The 19,642-nt window shown below is 73.2% G+C and carries 15 protein-coding genes and 2 tRNA genes; 4 read left to right on the forward strand and 13 right to left on the reverse strand.

Annotated features, from left to right (window positions below):
• Positions 1–124: 124 nt before the first annotated feature.
• Positions 125–198, reverse strand: a tRNA-Gln gene (locus ABZY91_RS08225).
• Between the two features lie 307 nt (positions 199–505).
• On the opposite strand from ABZY91_RS08225, the gene ABZY91_RS08230 reads away from it, so the two are divergent.
• Together ABZY91_RS08230 and ABZY91_RS08235 are read left to right on the forward strand one after the other, a co-directional pair.
• Positions 506–1,531 (forward strand): fatty acid desaturase, encoded by a 1,026-nt coding sequence (locus ABZY91_RS08230; protein ID WP_355400740.1) that lies wholly within the window; start codon positions 506–508, stop codon positions 1,529–1,531.
• 173 nt (positions 1,532–1,704) lie between these two features.
• The gene (locus tag ABZY91_RS08235) at positions 1,705–2,307 is read left to right on the forward strand and encodes a TetR/AcrR family transcriptional regulator (RefSeq protein WP_327680125.1); all 603 of its coding nucleotides are present in this window, start codon (positions 1,705–1,707) and stop codon (positions 2,305–2,307) included.
• A 6-nt stretch (positions 2,308–2,313) separates the two neighbouring features.
• On the opposite strand, the gene ABZY91_RS08240 is transcribed toward ABZY91_RS08235, so the two are convergent.
• Complete coding sequence (locus tag ABZY91_RS08240; RefSeq protein WP_355400743.1) at positions 2,314–3,180, reverse strand: methyltransferase domain-containing protein; 867 nt, start codon at positions 3,178–3,180, stop codon at positions 2,314–2,316.
• Positions 3,181–3,291: 111 nt separating this feature from the next.
• On the opposite strand from ABZY91_RS08240, the gene ABZY91_RS08245 reads away from it, so the two are divergent.
• A complete protein-coding gene (locus ABZY91_RS08245) occupies positions 3,292–3,786 on the forward strand; it encodes a MarR family transcriptional regulator (protein WP_329879141.1) in 495 nt (164 codons plus the stop codon).
• Between the two features lie 98 nt (positions 3,787–3,884).
• On the opposite strand, the gene ABZY91_RS08250 is transcribed toward ABZY91_RS08245, so the two are convergent.
• The 10 genes from ABZY91_RS08250 to ABZY91_RS08295 form a co-directional block, all read right to left on the reverse strand.
• On the reverse strand, positions 3,885–5,489 hold the full coding sequence (locus ABZY91_RS08250) for a nucleoside-diphosphate sugar epimerase/dehydratase (RefSeq protein WP_355400745.1): 1,605 nt from the start codon (positions 5,487–5,489) through the stop codon (positions 3,885–3,887).
• 61 nt (positions 5,490–5,550) lie between these two features.
• The gene (locus ABZY91_RS08255) at positions 5,551–6,621 is read right to left on the reverse strand and encodes a LuxR C-terminal-related transcriptional regulator (RefSeq protein WP_355400747.1); all 1,071 of its coding nucleotides are present in this window, start codon (positions 6,619–6,621) and stop codon (positions 5,551–5,553) included.
• A gap of 339 nt (positions 6,622–6,960) precedes the next feature.
• Positions 6,961–7,923: a UDP-glucose 4-epimerase GalE gene (galE, locus tag ABZY91_RS08260; RefSeq protein WP_355400749.1), complete on the reverse strand. Its 963-nt coding sequence runs from the start codon at positions 7,921–7,923 to the stop codon at positions 6,961–6,963.
• 332 nt (positions 7,924–8,255) lie between these two features.
• The gene (locus tag ABZY91_RS08265) at positions 8,256–8,924 is read right to left on the reverse strand and encodes a response regulator transcription factor (RefSeq protein WP_329883360.1); all 669 of its coding nucleotides are present in this window, start codon (positions 8,922–8,924) and stop codon (positions 8,256–8,258) included.
• 169 nt (positions 8,925–9,093) lie between these two features.
• Positions 9,094–9,166, reverse strand: a tRNA-Thr gene (locus ABZY91_RS08270).
• A 109-nt stretch (positions 9,167–9,275) separates the two neighbouring features.
• Positions 9,276–9,686, reverse strand: coding sequence for a helix-turn-helix domain-containing protein (locus tag ABZY91_RS08275; RefSeq protein WP_355400751.1), 411 nt, complete (start codon positions 9,684–9,686; stop codon positions 9,276–9,278).
• Between the two features lie 227 nt (positions 9,687–9,913).
• Positions 9,914–11,254 carry an MFS transporter gene (locus ABZY91_RS08280; protein ID WP_355400752.1) on the reverse strand — a complete coding sequence of 447 codons (1,341 nt, stop codon included), beginning with the start codon at positions 11,252–11,254 and terminating at the stop codon, positions 9,914–9,916.
• A 159-nt stretch (positions 11,255–11,413) separates the two neighbouring features.
• Positions 11,414–12,760, reverse strand: coding sequence for a type VII secretion-associated serine protease mycosin (gene mycP, locus ABZY91_RS08285; protein WP_355400754.1), 1,347 nt, complete (start codon positions 12,758–12,760; stop codon positions 11,414–11,416).
• A gap of 68 nt (positions 12,761–12,828) precedes the next feature.
• Positions 12,829–14,490: a WXG100 family type VII secretion target gene (locus tag ABZY91_RS08290; protein ID WP_355400756.1), complete on the reverse strand. Its 1,662-nt coding sequence runs from the start codon at positions 14,488–14,490 to the stop codon at positions 12,829–12,831.
• A gap of 43 nt (positions 14,491–14,533) precedes the next feature.
• Entirely contained in the window at positions 14,534–15,085 is a 552-nt protein-coding gene (locus ABZY91_RS08295) for a hypothetical protein (protein ID WP_355400758.1), read from the reverse strand.
• Positions 15,086–15,484: 399 nt separating this feature from the next.
• Here ABZY91_RS08295 and ABZY91_RS08300 point away from each other — a divergent pair, with 399 nt between their 5' ends.
• Entirely contained in the window at positions 15,485–17,491 is a 2,007-nt protein-coding gene (locus tag ABZY91_RS08300) for an FUSC family protein (RefSeq protein WP_355400760.1), read from the forward strand.
• Between the two features lie 175 nt (positions 17,492–17,666).
• On the opposite strand, the gene ABZY91_RS08305 is transcribed toward ABZY91_RS08300, so the two are convergent.
• Positions 17,667–19,481 (reverse strand): ABC-F family ATP-binding cassette domain-containing protein, encoded by a 1,815-nt coding sequence (locus ABZY91_RS08305; protein WP_329883353.1) that lies wholly within the window; start codon positions 19,479–19,481, stop codon positions 17,667–17,669.
• Positions 19,482–19,642 lie beyond the last annotated feature (161 nt).

The following is a 19,642-nucleotide window of genomic DNA, read 5'->3' on the forward strand; positions in this document are numbered from 1 at the left end:
CATTCGGTTCACAGAGAGGGCAGAGCAGCCCGGCCGGGACAACAGGCCGGTCGCCTTCGCACAGTCCGCCGGACAGCCCAGACAATACCGGCGGCCGGGTGACACGCGCAGTCGAGGCGCGGGGTGGCTCCGCCGCTAGGATTCGAACCCAGACAAAGGCCTCCAAAGGGCCCTGTGCTGCCATTACACCACGGCGGACAGTCGCTGAAACCCTACCCGAGTCGACCTCGTCCTGGGTATCCGCTGCACCAATCCTCCGACCCCGATCCGACGGCAGGGACGGGCGTCTCCCCGCACGGTGATGACCAGGCAGCCGCGGTGGGCGCCACCGGTGTTCCGCGGCCGGGCGGGTGGACACGGGCCGGATCGGGACGTCAGCCATCCAGTCGGGTGAATTCACCCATGCGCCGCCCGGCGGCGTATTCCCTTGTTGGCGGGGCACAACCTACGATTCCGTAGGTTACGCGAACGTAGCCTCCCGTCCTCTCCCCCGCAAGGGACACCCATGAGCATCCAGGCAGGCGAGGCGCGCGCCGACTCCACGCGCTCCACCGCCACCCCCCACTCCGACCCCCCGCACTCCGACCCCCCGGACGCCGACTCCCCGGACCCCGGCCCGCCGCAGCTCTCCGCCACCCGCGGCGGGGAACGGCAGGGGGCCGCCGAGCGGATCGCACTCGGCCTCTTCATCGCCGTCCCGTTCGCCGCCCTGGTCGCCGCCGTCCCGGTGGCCTGGGGATGGGGACTCGGCTGGACCGACCTCGCGATCGCCGCGGTGATGTACTTCCTCACCTGTCACGGCATCACCGTCGGCTACCACCGCTACTTCACCCACGGCGCCTTCAAGGCCAACCGGCCGCTGCGGATCGCCCTCGCGATCGCCGGCTCGCTGGCGATCGAGGGGCCGCTGGTGCGCTGGGTGGCCGACCACCGCAAGCACCACCGGTACAGCGACAAGGACGGCGACCCGCACTCGCCCTGGCGCTACGGCGAGTCCGTCCCGGCGCTGCTCAAGGGCCTCTGGTGGGCCCACATGGGCTGGCTCTTCGACGAGGAGCAGACCTCGCAGCTCAAGTACGCCCCCGACCTCATCCGCGACCCGGCCATAAGGCGGATCTCCCGGCTGTTCTGGCTCTGGACCGCCCTCTCGATGCTCATCCCGCCGCTGGTCGGCGGGCTGGTCACGCTCTCCTGGCAGGGCGCGCTCTCCGCCTTCTTCTGGGGGTCGCTGGTCCGGGTGGCACTGCTGCACCACGTCACCTGGTCGATCAACTCGATCTGCCACGCGGTCGGCCACCGGCCGTTCCGCTCCCGCGACCGCTCCGGCAACGTCTGGTGGCTGGCCGTGCTCTCCTGCGGCGAGTCCTGGCACAACCTGCACCACGCCGACCCGACCTCGGCCCGGCACGGTGTCCTTCGTGGACAGATCGACTCCTCGGCCCGGCTGATCCGCTGGTTCGAGCTGGCCGGCTGGGCCAGGGACGTCCGCTGGCCGGACGCACAGCGGATCGCCGCCCGCCGCGCCGCATGAGGGCCCGCCTGCAGCATGATGTAGGGGTGAACGGGAGCAGCGCAGACAGCACAGGCGGCCACCGGAGCACGCGGACGGACGCGGCGCCCGATCCGGCGCAGGCCCGTCCGCGTGCCGCCGCCGGGGCGGACGGTGCTGCGCCGGCACCGCGCCGCCGTGGCGGCCGGGTACGGATGACCGGCAAGCAGCGTCGGGAGCAGCTGCTGGAGGTCGGCCGCATCGTGTTCGCGGAGCGCGGCTACGACGGCACCTCGGTGGAGGAGATCGCCGAGCGGGCCGGGGTGTCCAAGCCCGTGGTGTACGAGCACTTCGGCGGCAAGGAGGGGCTGTACGCGGTGGTGGTCGACCGCGAGATGCAGCTGCTGCTGGACATGGTGACCGGGGCGCTGACCGGGGGGCACTCGCGGGAGCTGCTGGAACAGGCCGCGTTCGCGCTGATGGACTACATCGACACGTCCACGGACGGCTTCCGGATCCTGGTCCGGGACTCGCCGGTGGCCCAGTCGACGGGCACCTTCGCGTCGCTGATCAGCGACATCGCGACGCAGGTGGAGGACATCCTGGGGCTGGAGTTCAAGGCGCGGGGGTTCGACGCCCGGCTCGCCCCGATGTACTCGCAGATGCTGGTGGGCATGGTCGCGCTGACCGGCCAGTGGTGGCTGGAGGTGCGCAAGCCGGAGAAGGCCGAGGTGGCCGCCCACCTGGTGAACCTGGCCTGGCACGGCCTGGAGGGGATGGAGCGGCACCCCAAGCTGGTCGGCGACCGCAAGGCCTGAGCCCGCTCAGCCCCGCCGGACCGCGACGGCGAAGATCCGGCGGAACGGGAAGACCGTGCCGTGCGGCCCGGCCGGGTAGGCCTCCCGGAGCAGCGCGCCGTACTCGGCCAGGAAGGCCGAACGGTCGGCCGGGTCGCCGAGCCGGGTGAGCACGGGCCGCAGTGCGGTGCCCTTGACCCACTCCAGCACCGGGTCGTCGCCGGTGAGCAGGGTGCTGTAGGTGGTCTCCCAGACGTCGGCGGTGCAGCCGGCCTCGGCGAGCGTCCGGAGGTACTCGTCCGGTCGGTGGACGCCGGCCCGGACGGCGTCCCCGCCCACGGACTCGCGCCAGCGCGGGCTGCGGCGGAGCTCGGCGAGCAGCACGTGGCTGGGCGACCCGAAGTTGCCGGGCACCTGGAAGGCGATCACCCCGCCGGGCCTGAGCGCCGCGGCCCAGCACCGCAGCAGGTCGAGGTGCCCGCCGGCCGCTCCCCGCTCGCCGTCCCCCGCCGGGGAGTCCCCGGGCCCGGACCGGCCGCCCGGCCCGAAGCCGATCCACTGCAGGGCCGCGTTCGAGACGATCAGGTCGGGGGCCGCCGCCGCGGGGTCGTAGCCGGCCGCGTCGGCGAGCAGGTAGTCGGCGGTGGGCTCCCCGCCCCCGGCGCGGGCGGCGGCGAGCATCTCGGCGGAGTTGTCGACCCCGGTGATCCGCGCCCCGGGCCAGCGTTCGCGCAGGACGGCGGTGGAGTTGCCCGGGCCGCAGCCGATGTCGAGGACGGTGGCGGCGGGTTCGTTCGGCACGGAGGGGACGCGGGCGAGCAGGTCGCGCAGCGGGCGGGTCCGTTCGTCGGCGAAGCGCAGGTACTGGTCCGGGTCCCAGACGGGTGCGGACATGGCCCACCTCCCAAGTCTCTCGACATCAAGATATCCAGTCGAAGCGTCCGCCCTGGAATTCTCGATGTCAAGAGACTTCACATCGACACAACCCCCGATACACTGATCGCCATGGAGGACGAGGTCGATCGGCTGGTCGCAGCATGGCGCCGAGAGCGCCCCGACCTCGACGTGGAACCACTTGAGGTGCTCAGCCGGGTCAGCCGGCTCGCGCGGCACCTCGACCGCGCCCGTCGGGCGGCCTTCGCCGAGCACGGGCTGGAGCCCTGGGAGTTCGACGTCCTGACCGCGCTGCGGCGGGCCGGCTCGCCGTACCAGCTCTCCCCCGGCCAGCTCCTCACCCAGACCCTGGTCACCTCCGGCACCATGACCAACCGGATCGACCGCCTCACCGGCAAGGGCCTGGTCAAGCGACTGCCCGACCCGGACGACCGGCGCGGCGTCCTGGTCCGCCTCACCGACGACGGACGCGACCGCGCCGACCAGGCACTCGCCGGACTGCTCGCGCACGAGCGCGAGCTGCTCGCCCAGTTGACCGGCACTCAGCGGGGCGAACTCGCCGGACTGCTCCGGCAGCTGGTCGCCCCCTTCGACAACATCCCCTGACCCGGATCTCCCGACCCGAACCGTCCGGCCCCGAACCGTCCGACCCGGGCCTCCCACCCGGTGGAGGAAACCTCGGAGGTCCGCGGGGACGGGCCCGCTCAGAAGCCGTCCGGGTAGGGCGCGCTGAGCGCCGGCACCGGGGCGGGCACGGGATCCGGGGTCCGGTAACCCGGCAGCAGCTCGGCCAGCCGGCGGCGCACCTCGTCGTCGCTGTTCACCGCCGCCGCCTCGTACAGCCCCGTCAGGCCGCCCGCCAGATCCTCCGGCCCGGAGCCGGACTCGGCCAGGGTCGCGTAGATCCGGGCGTGCGCGGTCGGCTGCCGTTCCTCGCCCTCGGAGAACAGCGCCTCGTTGAGCTTCTCCCCCGCCCGCAGTCCGGTGTAGCGGATCTCGACCTCGTCCCGGGCCAGCTGCACCTGCTCGGCGAAGTTGTGCACCAGGTCGACGATCCGCACGGGCTCGCCCATGTCCAGCACGAACACCTCGCCGCCGCGCGCCATCCGGCCCGACTCCAGCACCAGGCCGACGGCCTCCTCGATGGTCATGAAGAACCGCGTCACGTCGGGGTGGGTGACCGTCACCGGGCCGCCGCTGCGCAGCTGCTCGGCCAGCACCGAGAGCAGCGAGCCGCGCGAACCGAGCACGTTGCCGAACCGGACGGCGGAGAACACGCCCGTGCCGAGGTTGCGCGCGTCCCGGGCGTTCGCCTGGACGATCAGTTCGGCCAGCCGCTTGCTGGCGCCGAGCACCGACGTCGGGTCGGCCGCCTTGTCGGTGGAGATCAGCACGAACCGCTCCACCCCGGTGGCCAGCGCCGCCTCCACCAGGTGGTCGGTGCCGAGCACGTTGGACTTCACCGCCTCGCTGGGATGCCGTTCCAGCAGCGGCAGGTGCTTGTGCGCGGCCGCGTGGAACACCACCTCGGGCTCCAGGTCACGGAAGATCTGCTGGATCCGCGGCCGGTCCCGGATGTCGGCGATCACCAGCGACTCGTCGGTGAGCAGTGCCTCGCCCCAGATGTCCAGCTGGAGCCGGTGCAGGTTGGACTCGTCGTGGTCCAGCATGTACAGCGCGCTCGGGTTGAACGCTTGGACCTGGCGGCAGAGTTCACTGCCGATCGAGCCGCCGGCGCCGGTCACCAGCACCCGCCGGCCCTCGATCACGTCACGGACGTCGGCCGAGACCACGTGCACCTCGTGCCGGCCGATCAGCCGGTTGACGTCCAGGCTGCGCATGTCGGAGCCGACCACCTCCCGGCGGAGCGCCGCCAGGAAGGACGGCAGGTAGCGGACGGCGGCACCGGCGGCCGCGGCGGCGGTCGCCAGGGCGCGGACGCGCTGCGGGGCGAGGCCGGGGATGGCCAGGGCGACGACCTGGGCCCGGTACTCGACGGCGAGCCCGGTCAGCTCCGCGAGGGTGCCGAGGACGGGGGCGGAGTCCACCGACCGACCGGCCTTGGCCGGGTCGTCGTCGAGCAGGCCGATCGGCACGAGACCGAACTCGGGTGCGCGGCCCAGGTCGCGGACCAGCGCGGTGCCCGCCGCACCGGCGCCCACCACCAGGGTCCGCAACCCCGTCGGCGGCGCGGCCGGGGCGCGCGAAGCCGGCAGTGGGGCGCCCGGGAGCCCGTCCTGGGCGCTATCGCCCTGGTTCGCGCCCTCCCCGGCCGTGTGCGGGCGTGCGGAAGTGCTGTGCGGCGACATGTGTCCTCCGGAGTTCCCTGACCTGACGGACCTGAGCCGGTACGGCGGTGAGACGGGCGGATCAGCCGGCGCCGGGAGCTGTGGTCGTGGCGACGGACGACGGGGCCGCAGGAGCGGCGGGCTCGGACGGACTGACACCCGCACGGCGGGCCACCGCGACAGCGGCCAGGGTGGAGTGCACCCCGAGCTTGCCGAGGACGTTCTGCATGTGCGTACGCACGGTGTGCGGGGACAGGTAGAGCCGCTCGGCGACGGCCTGCCGGCCGAGGCCGGCGACCATGCAGCGCAGGATCTGCTTCTCCCGAGGGGTGAGCGTGTCGACCAGCCGCTCGCTCTCGGTGCGGTCCCGGCGGGCGGTGGTGAGCTCCCGGATGACGCCGGTGAGCAGGGCGGGCGGCACGTGCGTCTCGTCCCGCAGCACGCCCCGCATCACCGTCAGCAGCCTGGCCAGCGAACTCTCCTTCGCCACCCAGCCGGTGGCGCCGGCGTGCAGGGCGCGGGCGGCGCGGTGCGGGTCGTCGGCGGTGGCCAGGACGATCGCCCGCAGCGCGGGATGGTGGCGGCGGATCCGGGCCAGCAGGGTGATGCCGTCGGGCACCTGGGCGGTCGACGCCGGGGCGGCGGGGGAACCCGGAACGGCCGGGGTCCCCGGCCCCGATTCCGCCGGGTACGGGCCGGCCGGGTGAGCGGCCGGGCGGAGCGCCGACGGCTGGCGGACGGCGTGCGCCCCGGGGGGCGCGCCGCCGGCACCGGGCGATCCGGCGCTGCCGAGCGGTCCGGCGAGGCCGGACGATCCTGCGGTCGCGGTGCCCGGCCCCCCGGGGACCGCGGCCGGACGGCGGGGCGAAGGCAAGGCGACGGGTCGGCGGCGAAGGACCTCCGGCGGCGGATCGACACCCGGCTGGCGGGCCCTGCGCGCGGCGGCCCCCGCCTCGGCGACCCCCAGGTCCGCGTCGACCAGGACCACGTCGAAGGCGCGGCCCTCGGTGGCGGCACGCTCCAGCGCCCGCTCCGCGGCAGCCGCGCTGCCTGCCGCGCCGACCTCGACATCGGGCTCCGCGGCGAGCGCCGCGGCCAGTGCCTCGGCGAAGATCCGGTGGTCGTCGACCACCAGGACGCGGATCCGTCCCATCGTCACTTCCCCCCTGCTCAGCTCCGGCCCGTGTCCGGGGCGGCGCCCCGGTCCTGCCTCCGCCGCCCGGGCGTTCCTGCGCCGCCCGCCTCCCGGATACCCGGAAGAGCCGAGGTGCCGGCCCCCACCGGTACCGGAATCAGCGTACGGGGTGGCCGCCGACTCGGTGGGGGTTTGGTGAAGTTTCGTCAGGAGGTGAGAAATTGACGCGACTTGGTGCTTCTCGGGCCGCCGGGAACGCCGGAGCGCCGCCCCCGTCCGTACGGGGGCGGCGCTCCGTTCGCGGCGTGTCCGACCCGGGCGCCGGGGCGGGCTGCCGGGGCCACCGGCCCGCAGGGGCTACAGGCCGTTCTTCTCCAGGGTGAACTTCCAGGCGTCGGCGACGATGTCGTCCAGGTTCGGGCGGCGCGGGGTCCAGCCCAGCTCGCGGTGGGCACGCTCGGCGGAGGCCACCAGGACGGCCGGGTCGCCCGCGCGGCGGCCGGAGACCCGCACCGGGATCTCGCGGCCGGTCACGCGCTTGACCGACTCGATCACCTCGCGGACCGAGAAGCCGCTGCCGTTGCCGAGGTTGCAGATCAGGTGCTCGCCCGGCTTGGCCGCGTCCAGGGCGAGCAGGTGGGCGTCGGCGAGGTCGGCGACGTGGATGTAGTCGCGGATGCAGGTGCCGTCCGGGGTCGGGTAGTCGTCGCCGTACACCGCGATGTGCTCGCGCTGCCCGAGCGCCGCCTGGAACACCAGCGGGATCAGGTGCGACTCCGGGTCGTGCCGCTCGCCGTAGGCGCCGTACGCGCCGGCCACGTTGAAGTACCGCAGCGAGACGGCGGCCAGACCGTGGGCGACGGCCTCGCCGGTGATCAGGTGGTCGACGGCCAGCTTCGTGGCACCGTAGGTGTTGGTCGGCGCGGTGCGGGCGGTCTCGGCGATCGGCACGGACTCCGGCTCGCCGTAGGTCGCGGCGGTGGAGGAGAACACCAGCCTGCGCACACCGGCCGCGCGCATGGCGCTGATCAGCTCCAGCGAGCCGGCCACGTTGTTGCGCCAGTACTTCTCCGGGTCCGTGACGGACTCACCGACCTGCGAGGAGGCGGCGAAGTGCAGCACACCGTCGAAGGAACCGTCCAGGACCTTCCCGGCCTCCTGGATCCGGCCCTCGACGAACTCCGCACCGGACGGCACGCCCGCACGGAAGCCCGTGGAGAGATCGTCCAGGACGGTCACCTGGTGACCCGCCTCCAGCAGGTGGGCGGCCACCACACTGCCGACATAGCCGGCGCCACCCGTGACCAGGTACTTACTCATGCTCGACCTCCAGCGGACGATGGTTTCCGCCGTCGGCGGGCCATCGGAGACGTACGTACGACTGCGGCCCATTCTCCCTGGCCCCCAGGGTGCTCCGGACCATCGGGACGGCCACCCTATGCCAGGTTTGACCCGGTTCCGGATGCCCGTACGAGCCCCGTACGCCCGCACGACACTTCGGGCTTCGCACCCGCAGCCGGGCCGCGCGTTCCCGAACGGCGGAGCACCCCGGCCCGGGGCCCGCAGCGGAGGGCGGAGCCGGGCCCGCGCCGGGCGCCCGGAGACGGGACCCGGGCCGTGGAACCGGGGCGGATTCGGCGCCGCGCCACGCTTTAGGGCCGGGCCATCCGGTCCAGCAGCCCGGTGCGCGCCGCGACCGCCGCCGCCTCCAGGCGGGTCCGGGCACCGAGCTTCATCAGCACCCGCTGGACGTGCGTCCGCGCCGTGCTCGCGGCGATCCGCATCCCCGCCGCGATCGCCGCGGTGTCCTCGCCGTCCGCGATCCGCGCCAGCACCTGGACCTCACGCCGGGTCAGCAGCCGCAGCAGCCGGACCGCCTCGTCGTCCGGCTCCGCCGCCGGCCTGAGCAACTGGTCGAAGGCGCCCCGGAGCACCTCCACGGTGACCGCCGCCTCGCCCGCCCGGGCCCGGGCGATGGCCCGCTCGACCACCTCGATCCGCTCGTCGCTCGGCACGTAGCCGGCCGCACCAGCGGCGAACGCCCCTGCCACTCCCCGCAGTTCACCAACCGGGCCGAGGACGATGACGGCCACCTCGGGCCGCTCCCGGCGGATCCGGCGCAGCCCCTCGAAGGCCCCCGGATCGGCCGGCGCGGACACGCCCAGCAGGCACACCTCCGGCCTCCGGCCCGCCACCAGGTCGGCCGCCGACCCCGCCGGCGAGCCGACCGCGAGCACCCGGTGACCACGTAACTGGAGCGCGGTGGCCAGCGCCTCCGCCAGTAGCCGGTGGTCGTCGACCACCACGAGTCGAACACCCATGAGGCCCTCCAGGTCGGCGTCCGGCCCGCACCCCCGCCCGCTCGGGACAGGTGGCCGATGACGCACCATCACAGCGCATTCCGTACCCGACTTGCTAGGCCGTCTCACCGCCACCGCGAGGGCGGACACACGAAAAAGACCCCCGCCTGATGGCGGAGGTCCTTTGCCGAGCCCCCATGCGGAATCGAACCGCAGACCTTCTCCTTACCATGGAGACGCTCTACCGACTGAGCTATAGGGGCTTGTTCACCTCGTCCGGGCCGGCCTGACCACTGCCCGCTCGAACAAGGAAGACACTACACGGCCCGGCGCCGGAAAGGGAAATCGACCCGGGCCGGGATCCGGCCGCGTTCAGCCCTCCCCGTTCGCCCGGTCGAGCCCCTCCCGGACGGCCAGCATCGCCGGGGCGTGCTCCTCGGTCCAGCGACCGAGCGGCGCGACCAGATCGGCCAGCTGCAGGCCGAGCGGCAGCAGCTCGTAGACCACCCGCGGCGGCGTCTCCGGGTACACCGTGCGCCGGACCAGCCCGTGCCGCTCCAGCGTGCGCAACGACTGGGTGAGCATCTTGCGACTGATCCCGTCGACGGCTCGCCGCACCTCGGAGAACCGCTGCCCGCCCAGCTCGCCGAGGCTCATCACGATCAGCAGGGCCCACTTGTCCGCCAGGACGGCGAAGACGACCCGGCTGGGACAGAGCCGGGCGAAGACATCGAGCCCCTGCGCCTGCCCGACCACCGCCGGACGGCGCTCCTGTGTCGTCATGCCGCCAGCGTAGCGATCCGGGCCCCCGGTCCCCCTCGGTCACCAGAGGGGACGCGGTCCCCCGCCCGGACGCTCCGCCTTCCCTTCCTACCCCGGCGGCACGGGCTCGCCGCCACCGACCTCACCAACTCGACCTCATCAACTCGGCCTCCGGGAGCGGCGACCGGAGCACGGCCCCGGCCACCGCGCCTGCGCCGGCCCCCGGCCGACCCCCGCCACCGCGCGCGCTACGCCGCCGGGTCCGCCTCCGCCCCCAGGCGGCCGGTCACCCGGCGACGCCCGCCGTGCGCCCCGGCCACCGCCAGGTCCGTCCCGCTCGTCTCCGGCAGCAGCCGCAGGCAGAGCAGTGCCACCACCCCCCACACCGCCAGGTACCAGCCGACCGGCTCCGCCGTCCCGTACGCCTCCGTCAGCCTGGTCGCGATCAACGGGGTGGTCGCCCCGCCCACCACCCCGCCCAGGTTGTAGGTGAGCGCCGCCCCCGTGTACCGCACCCGGGTCGGGAACAGCTCCGGCAGGAACGCCGCCAGCGGACCCAGCAGGCACCCCAGCACCACCATCGCGCCCGCCAGCGCCAGGAACATCAGCGGCCGGCGCACCGTCTCCAGCAGCGGGAACAGCACCAGACCCCACGCCACCGCCAGCACCGTCGCCAGCTGCAGCGTCCGCCGCCGCCCCCACACGTCACTGCGCCGCGCGCTCAGCCACACCGTCACGCCCTTCCCCGCCGCGCCCGCCAGCAGCATCGACAGCACCAGCGTGCTCGGCACCCCGAGTCCCGTCGTGGCGTAGGCCAGCGCGTACGTGGTGGTCAGGTAGAACAGCGCGTACCCCACGGTGATCGCGCCGCAGCCGAGCAGCACCGTCCGCCAGTGCCCGCGCAGCACCTCCATCACCGGCGCCCGCTCCGCCCCCGTCCGCACCTCCCCCTTGAACAGCGGCGTCTCCTCCAGCCGCAGCCGCACGAAGAGCCCCACCGCCACCAGCGCCAACGACGCCAGGAACGGCACCCGCCAACCCCAGGACCGGAACGCAGCCTCGTCCAGGCCCAGTTGGAGCGCCAGGAACACCCCGTTGGCCAGCACGAAGCCACTCGTCGGCCCCAACTGCAGATACGCCCCGTACCGCCCGCGCTGCCCGGCCGGCGCGTTCTCCGCCACCAGCAGCGCCGCACCGCCCCACTCGCCGCCCAGACCCACCCCCTGGCACACCCGCAGCACCACCAGCGCCACCGGCGCCCACCACCCCCACACCGCGAACCCCGGCAGCAGTCCCACCGCGGCCGTCGACAGCCCCATCAGCAGCAACGACGCCACCAGCGTCGTCTTCCGCCCCAGCCGGTCCCCGAAGTGCCCGAACGCCACCGCCCCCAGCGGCCGGGCCAGGAACGCCACCGCGTACACCGAGAACGCCGCCAACAGCGCCCCCACCGTGCCCAGTTCGGGGAAGAACACCCCGCCGAAGACGAGCGCGGCCGCCGTCCCGTAGATAAAGAAGTCGTAGAACTCGATCGCCGTACCGATCAGCGCCGCAGCCGCAGCCCGCCGCATCTGTCCCTTCGCACCCATACCACCACCCTGGCGACCTCCCGACGCCCCGGACCAGCCTCCACCCGAGTGACACCGGCGCCCTCGCCCCCACCACGCGCCGCCCCGCACGCCGGTCCGAACTCCCGCCCGGAGAAGGCCGTGTGCCGCGCAAGGCGCGTGGGCACACCTGCCGTCGGGCTACCGCACGTACGGGTTGTCACTCGGCGGCAGAGGCGCCACCCCGGGCCGCGCCGACCGCCGCCGCACCACGACGAACGCCACCCCGCCGGCCACCAGCACCAACCCGCCGACCACCGCCGCAACCACCGGCACCACACCACCCGAGCCGGCCGCTTCGTCGGCCGCCTTACCCTCCCCCGGAACACCCGAGGAACCCGACGGGCTCACCGGAACCGCCGGAACCGCCGAGGACGGAGCGGGTGAGGACGGAGCGGGTGAGGATTCACCGACCGGCTGCTCCGGAATCGGATACACATCCGCCGGCCCCGGATCCCCGGGCTCGGTCAGGGCAACTCGCGGGCGCACAATGCCGTATCCCACGATGTCATTCCGATCGGACCCGTCCGTCGGCTTCCCGGCGGTGTTGATGAGTACCCGCACAACTTGATTGGCACTCCATTCAGGGTGAACCGCCCACAGCAGAGCAGCCGAGCCTGCAACGATCGCGGTCGAGTTCGAAGTTCCGTGCCCCTTACAGTAACCCGAAGGACCGGTGCAAGCGTTGAAGATCTCAGCACCCGGCGCAGCGAGGTCAACCTGCGGCCCCTGCTCCGACTCTGCCGTAACCGTCCCAGAACGGTCGACCGCCCCGACGCCGATGACACCAGGAATCGCTGCGGGGTACTTCACTGGATTTCCGGCCTGAGCCGAATTTCCAACGCCTGCCACCACTAGGGAACCCTTGGCGTTCGCGTGCGCGACGGCCGCCTTCAGATCATCGAGATCCTGCACCGACGTTCCCGAGGCAGAACCCGCTTGGGAGACGCTAATGATCTTCGCTCCGTGATCGGCCGCGTAAATAATTCCCTGGTTAATCTGCTTCAGAAATTCGGATGTACTGACACCCGCGGAATTGTCATTATTCCTGATCTTGATCGGTAAGACTTTGGCCCCCGGCGCCAGGCCATAGGCGCCGTTCCCACCCAGTCCCTTCCCGGATCCAACCACCAGGGCTGCCATCTCCGTTCCGTGGCTCTCCGTGTAGGTTCCCGCCCCTCCCGGGATGCCGCTGAAGTCCCGTCCCGGAAGAAGCTGCCCCACCAGATCCGGATGGTCCGACTTGAACCCGCTGTCGATCACCGCCACCGTGACACCTTGCCCCTTACTGATCTTCCAGATCTCCGAGGCCTTCATGGCATCCAAATGCCACTGCTGCTCGCGAATCGAGTCCGCTGCGGCGGCAGGCCCTACCGCAGGACCGACGACAGTCCCCGCCGCCAACACCGACGCAGCGAACTTCCGTCCACACACCCGCACGCTCGTCCGCCGCATCACAGCTCCCTCGTCGGTCTCGCCGTCAGGCAAGGACCACACCCCGGACAGGTCCGCCCGGTCACCGGGGTGAGCCCAACGGCCGCGCGATCGTTCCCGCTCTACTCGATCACGCCCGGATTACTCCTCGGAGTACCGCTGGTCCAGGTCTCCTCGTCCTCGTGCAGGTAGTCGGCCCGCTTGCGGCGATCGCGCCCGCTCCGCTCCGCCGTACCGCCCATCATGCCCGGCCCCATCATGCCGCTCTGGACCTGACGCGCCCCGCCTTCGACGACAGCCCCGGCGCCCGAACCCCGGTTCCGTAGGCCGCTCCCGCCCGGCGTGAACTCCCCGCCGGCCACCGGGCCGCTCTGCCCACCGACGACACCGCCACCGGTAGACCCGGAGCCGCGACCACGCGAGCCACCTCCCACCACACTGCCGCCGCCATAGCCGCCCGTCCCCGGCTGGATGCCACCGCCCACCCCGCCGATGCCGCCCTGGCCACCGACCGTGCCCGCCCGGCCCTGAGCCTCGCGCGCCCCGAAGACCGGGCCGGAACCACTCGGTCCCGAACCACCGTTTCCCGCAGGAAGGTTGCCGCCTCCGAAGGTGCCGGTCCGGTTCGGCGGGACAGATCCGCCACCACCCTTGACGGGAGCGACAGCGCCACCGAACGGACCGACCCCTCCGAACGGGACAGGCGCACCACCGGGGTGGGGGGCGGGACCGTTGCCGGAAGTGGCCGGATACCCGGGGCCTCCTCCCGCACCGTGAGGTGGCACGGGACCGCCGCCGCCAGGACCCGACGGGCCTGCCGAGCCGGGCGGCGTCGACCCGGGCGGAAGGCCGTCGAGACCGGTACCGGGCCGGTCAGTGGGGTACCACGGCGACGGAAACGCCCCCGACGTGCTCGGGTCTCGCGGCAGCAGCACCGATCCACCGGGAGACGAACTCGGTGCGGCAGAGACCAGTGGGCCAGTTCCCTGCGAAGCCGACGCAGACGGATGACCGGCCACGGAACGGCCACCACCACCGTAGCCGGCACCTGCCGGACTGTAGCTGCCCCCGCTATAGCCTCCAGCACTTCGCGAACTACGCGTGGAGCTGCCGGAGCCCGCAGAACCACCACCCCCGACCGACACATTCTCGCTATCACCGACGCCACCGTTGTCCGCCTGCGCCCCCGGCAGCTCAGGCAGCTTGAGGCCGTTCAGTTTGGTGGTCGCGGCCTCGTACGCCTGCCCCAACTTCTCCATCTGGTGAATGGCTTCCTGGTGCGCGGCCTCGACGCGCTTGTGAGCCGCCGCGGCCTCCGCGTAGGAGACCCAGGTCGGGTCCTCCTTCTTCATGATCGCGTCGGTCATCACGGACGGGTTGCCGATCCCGGCCACACTCACCGTCGAGGGCTTCAGGCAGGGCTGCTTGGAGTGGCGGTCCACCGTGTCGATGTCGGTCTTCGGCGGTTCCGGCACGCCGGTCTTCGCGGTGCTCAGCGCCTCGCCGGCCTGGACCATCGCGTCGCCGGCACCCTTCGAGTACTCGCTGATCATCGCCGCCGACCTGTTCAGGTCCGTGGCCCAGGTCTTGAAGCTCTCGGCGGCCGGGCCTTCCCACTGGATCTGGCCGAGGTGGGCGGCCAGCGCCCGACTGAGGTCGTCCAGGACCCGGCTGGCCGCCTTGAGCTGGTTACCCCGGCTGGTCACCTTCGTCGGATCGCTGTTGATGACCATCGACTTGAGCCTGGCGTGCTCGATTCCCTCGAAGTTCGTCCCGCCTGCCATCAGTTGCTCCCCGTGTCACTGGAACTCTTCCCCCGGAGCGGCGTCATGAGAAAGACCCGCCACCGCCCTGCTTCGGCGCCGGTCCGTGCGGTCCGGCCGCCGGAATGTAGGTGTCGGCGTTCTTCGCGACCGCCTTGACCGCCGCCGTCTGGTGTTCCTCGTTGCTCCCGTACGTGCCCGCCGTCTGGGCGACCGCCGCGCTCATCCTGCCGATCTGGTCGGCGAAGGCCTTCGAGAGCTGGGCGATCGCCGCGTGCGTCTTGTCGTACGCGGCCATCAGGTCCTTGGACTCACTGAAGCCGGTGCCGAGGTTCCCCTCCGCCAGTTTCTGTTCCTTGACCTTGTGCTGGGCGGCCTCCGACCCCTCCAGGGAGGCCAGCAACGCGTCGACCTTCTTCTTGAAGTTGATCAGCGTGTCGAGTTCGACCTTGACGTCCTTGGATCCGAACGCCGCCACCAGCGCTGTGGCGCTGACGTCGACCTGGACCTGACCGGCCGTCCTGCCGATCCAACTGTTGTCGAGCGACCACGGCTTCACTTCGCCGTTGGGGCCGTCCGCCCAGCCCGCGCCGCCCGGTCCAGCCTCGCCTGGCACAGCAGTCCACCTCTCCCCCGTTCGCGGGGCGCCCCCGGCGCCATGCGGCGACGCACCGTCAACTACACGGCCGTGCAAGCGGAACGGGCCGGACGACCGGCATCGTCCCGCCCGGGCGCACCCGTCCGCCCGTAGGCCGGGTGCCGCCCCGGCCATGGTAGCCACCGCCCCGTCGGACGGGCAGGGACCATGGCCCGCCTGTATGCGATCGGTACGAACGTGACACACGGCGAGGGGCCCCGCGCCCCGGGGCCGGCCCGCCCGTGGCCCCGACCGTGGCCCCCGCCCGCGGCCCCCGACAGCCGGGGACACCCGGCGGGCGCACCCGGAGGCCGCCCCGCCCCGACGGTTAGACTGATCGGGTCCGGTTCCGCCGGATACGACCTCATCTGCCGCGCAATGTCGCACAGCAGCGATCCGGGCCGCCCCGCTCTCCACCCGGGGCAGGCCCCGCAGCAGATCGGACGCAGCCTCGTGACCGCCGCCCCGCCCGCCGACGCCCCCTGGTGGGCCCGCGCCGCCCGGCCGGCGCGGCCTCCGCTGCCGCTCGCGCTGATGGTGCGCGCCGCGTTCGGCATGGCGGTGCCGCTGGCGGTCGGCCTGCTCACGCACCGGGTGGACCTCGGTGTGTTCGCCGGGCTGGGTGCGATGCACGCCACCATGAACGACCGGATCGAGCCGGTCCGGCTGCGCGCCCCGCGGATCGGCGGAGCCGTCCTCGCGTCGGCACTCGGCATGCTGATCGGCACCGCGCTGCAGCACCTCCAGCCGGCTGCGCTCACGCTGGGCGCCGTGTTGACCGTCACGGCCTTCGTCTCGGGGGCGCTGAGCGCGACCGGCCCACGGGGTTCGGCGGCCGGCATGCTGCTGCTGGTGTCTGCGGCATTGGGCAGTGGCATGCCGCTGCCTCACCCCTGGTGGGCGGCGGCGCCGATGATGCTGGCCGGTGCGGCGTTCGTGGTCCTGCTGGGCCTGCCGTCGCGCAGTTACCGGCGGCCCGCGGCGGATCCCCGCAACCGCGCGCTGGCGGCCGCGTACGACGCGCTGGGCCGGGTGCTGGCCGATCTCGGTACGCCGCAGGGCGCGGCCTCCCGCCAGGTGCTGACGGCCCGTCTGAACCAGGTGCAGGACCTGCTGCCCCCGCCCCGCCCCCGTCTGCCCGATTCGCCGCGCACGGTCCGGCTCCGCCGGATGTACGAGGCGGCGCTGGCGGCGACCGAGGCGGCGGCCGGTCTGCTGTGGGCGTGGCGGCCGGTCCCGGCCGAGGTGGCGGAGGTGCCTGCCCGGCTGGCGCGGGCCGTGGAGCGCGGCGGCGGCGAGGTGCCGGTGCCGGACTGGCTGCCGGACACGCCGTCGCGGCGGGCGTTGGACGTGGCTCTGCGGGCGGCCTCGGAGACGGTCGCGGGCCGCGAGGCGGCGCCGGGCACCGCGCCCGCCCCGCCGCCGGATCCGTGGCGGCTGCGGGTGCGGCTGCTGTCGGCCGCCTCGGTCCGGTACGGGCTGCGGGTGGCGCTCTGCATCGCGGTCGGCTCGGCCGTCACGGCGTCGCTGCCGCTCAGCAAGAGCTACTGGGTGCCGATGACGATCGCCTTCGTGCTGAAGCCGGACCTCGGGTCGGTGTTCCTGCGTGCGGTGAGCCGCTCGGTCGGAACGGTCCTCGGGGTGGCGGTGACGGCGGGTCTGCTCTCGCTGACCACCGACGCCTGGGCGCTGACCGGGATCGCCGCGCTCTGTGTGGCCCTGCTGCCGTACGCGACGGCGGCGCACTACGGGCTCAACACCGTGGTGATGACGCCGATGGCGTTGGTCCTGTTGCAGCTGGGCGGGCAGAGCGGGGCGGCCGAGTTCTGGCCCCGGCTGCTGGACACCGTGCTGGCCAGCGCGATCGTGCTGCTGTTCGGCTACCTGCTCTGGCCGGAGCGTGCGCGTCACCGGATCGAGCCGCGCCTGGTGACGGCGGCTGCGGCGCTGGAGTCCTACCTGGCCTCCGTGGCGCAGCCGGACGGTCCCCAGCCGCTCGCCGAGGTGTGGTTGCGCCGGACCGCCTACCGGGCGCTGGCCGACGCCCGGTCGGAGGTGGAGCGGGGGCTCTCCGAGCCTCCGCCGACCGGGCGGCTGGCCGCGCAGTGGCTGCCGGCGACGGCCGCGCTGGAGCGGCTGAGCGGCGCGGTGGCGGCGTTCGCGGCGCAGCGCCGGTACGGCGGCCGGGTGCCGGATCCGGTCGAGGTGGCGCGGGTCCGGCGGGCGCTGGACGATCTGACGGCGGCGGCCCGCGCGCATCGTCCGCCCACGCGCGCGGCGGTGCGGCCGACCCGGCCGCACGACCCGGCGCGCAGCGCGCTGGGCCGTGCGGCGGACGAGCTGGACACGCTTCTCGGCAGTGGTCGGCCCGACGGTGGTCGGTAGGCACCCGCAGGCCGACCGCAGAGGGCCGGCGGACGCCACGGCACCCGCAGGGCGCCGGGGGGCCGCCCTCGCCGGACGTGGACCGACCCGGAGCCGACCCAGTACCGGTCCAGATCCGGCCCAGAGCCGACCTAGTACCGACCCAGATCCGGCCCAGAGCCGACCCGGTACCGGCCTAGACCTGCTCGGCCAGCTCCAGCCAGCTCAGCTCCAGCTCCTCCTTCTCCTCCCGCACCGCCCGCAGCTGGGTGTCCAGCTCGGCGACCTTGGAGAAGTCCGCGGCGTGCTCCGCGAGCTGGGAGTGCAGCTTGGACTCCTTCTGGTCCAGCTTGGCGATCTGCCGCTCCAGCTTCTGCATCTCCTTCTTCGCCGCCCGGGCGTCGCCGGACGACAGCCCGGTGGCGTCGGTGGCGGAGCCGGAGGCCGCAGCGGGGACGGCCGGGGCCGAGGCGGCGGCCATCCGGGCCCTCCGCTCCAGGTACTCGTCGACGCCGTTCGGCAGCATCCGCATCCGCTGGTCGCCGAGCAGCGCGTGCGTGACGTCCGTGGTCCGCTCGATGAAGAAGCGGTCGTGGCTGATGACGACCATGGAGCCGGGCCAGCCGTCGAGGAGGTCCTCCAGCTGGTTGAGCGTCTCGATGTCGAGGTCGTTGGTGGGCTCGTCCAGGAAGAGCACGTTGGGCTCGTCCATCAGCAGCCGGAGCAGCTGGAGCCGGCGCCGCTCGCCGCCCGACAGGTCGCCGACCGGCGTCCACTGCTTGTCCTTGCCGAAGCCGAACTGCTCGCAGAGCTGGCCGGCGCTCATCTCCCGGCCCTTGCCGAGGTCGACCCGCGAGCGGACCTGCTCGACGGCCTGGAGGACCCGGATGTCCGGGTCGAGCTCGACGACCTCCTGGGAGAGGTAGGCCAGTCGGACCGTCTTGCCGACCTTGATCACGCCGGACGCGGGCTGGACGTCGCCCTCCGAGGCGTACGCGTCGCGCATCGCGCGCAGCAGCGAGGTCTTGCCTGCGCCGTTGACGCCGAGCAGGCCGATCCGGTCGCCGGGGCCGAGCTGCCAGGTCAGGTTCTCCAGGAGCAGCTTGGGCCCGGCCTTGACGGTCACGCCCTCCAGCTCGAAGACGGTACGGCCGAGGCGGGCGTTGGCGAACTTCATCAGCTCGCTCTTGTCCCGCGGGTCGGGGACGTCGGCGATCAGGGCGTTGGCGGCCTCGATCCGGTAGCGCGGCTTGGAGGTGCGGGCGGGGGCGCCGCGGCGCAGCCAGGCGAGCTCCTTGCGGGCCAGGTTCTGGCGCTTCTGCTCCTCGACGGCCTCGATCCGGGACCGCTCGGCGCGCGCGAAGACGTAGTCGGAGTACCCGCCCTCGTACTCGTGGACGGCGCCGTTCTGGACGTCCCACATGCGGGTGCAGACCTGGTCGAGGAACCAGCGGTCGTGGGTGACGCAGACGAGTCCGGAGCGGCGCGCCTGGAGGTGCTTGGCGAGCCAGGCGATGCCCTCGACGTCGAGGTGGTTGGTGGGCTCGTCGAGGACGATCAGGTCGGGCGAGCCGAGCAGCAGCTTGGCGAGCGCGATCCGGCGGCGCTCGCCGCCGGAGAGCGGGCCGATGACGGTGTCCAGGCCGTTGGGGAAGCCGGGCAGGTCGAGTCCGCCGAAGAGTCCCTCGATGATGTCGCGGATGCGCGCGTCGCCGAGCCACTCGTGGTCGGCGCGGCCGGCGATGACCTCGTGCCGGATGGTGGCCTCGGGGTCGAGCGAGTCGTGCTGGGTGAGGACGGCGAGCTGGAGGCCGCCGGAGTGGGTGATCCGTCCGCCGTCCGGTTCCTCCAGCTTGGCGAGCATCCGGATCAGGGTGGTCTTGCCGTCCCCGTTGCGTCCGACGACGCCGATCCGGTCGCCCTCGCTGACGCCGAGGCTGACCCCGTCCAGAAGGGCCCGGGTGCCGTAGACCTTCGTGACGGACTCGATGGTGGCGAGGTTGACGGCCACGTGTGCTGCGCTCCAGGGTTCGAGGAATCGGGGCTCGGGCGGAGCCCCGATCCTCCCCAGCCTAGTGGGCCGCCTCGGCCGACCCGGCCGCCGAGCGGTTCGCCGGGGCGGGGCCCGCCCCGCTCGGAGCCGTCCGCGCCCCGCGGGACGGAGCCCCCGGC

The organism is Kitasatospora sp. NPDC002965 (assembly GCF_040611255.1).
Lineage (GTDB): Bacteria > Actinomycetota > Actinomycetes > Streptomycetales > Streptomycetaceae > Kitasatospora.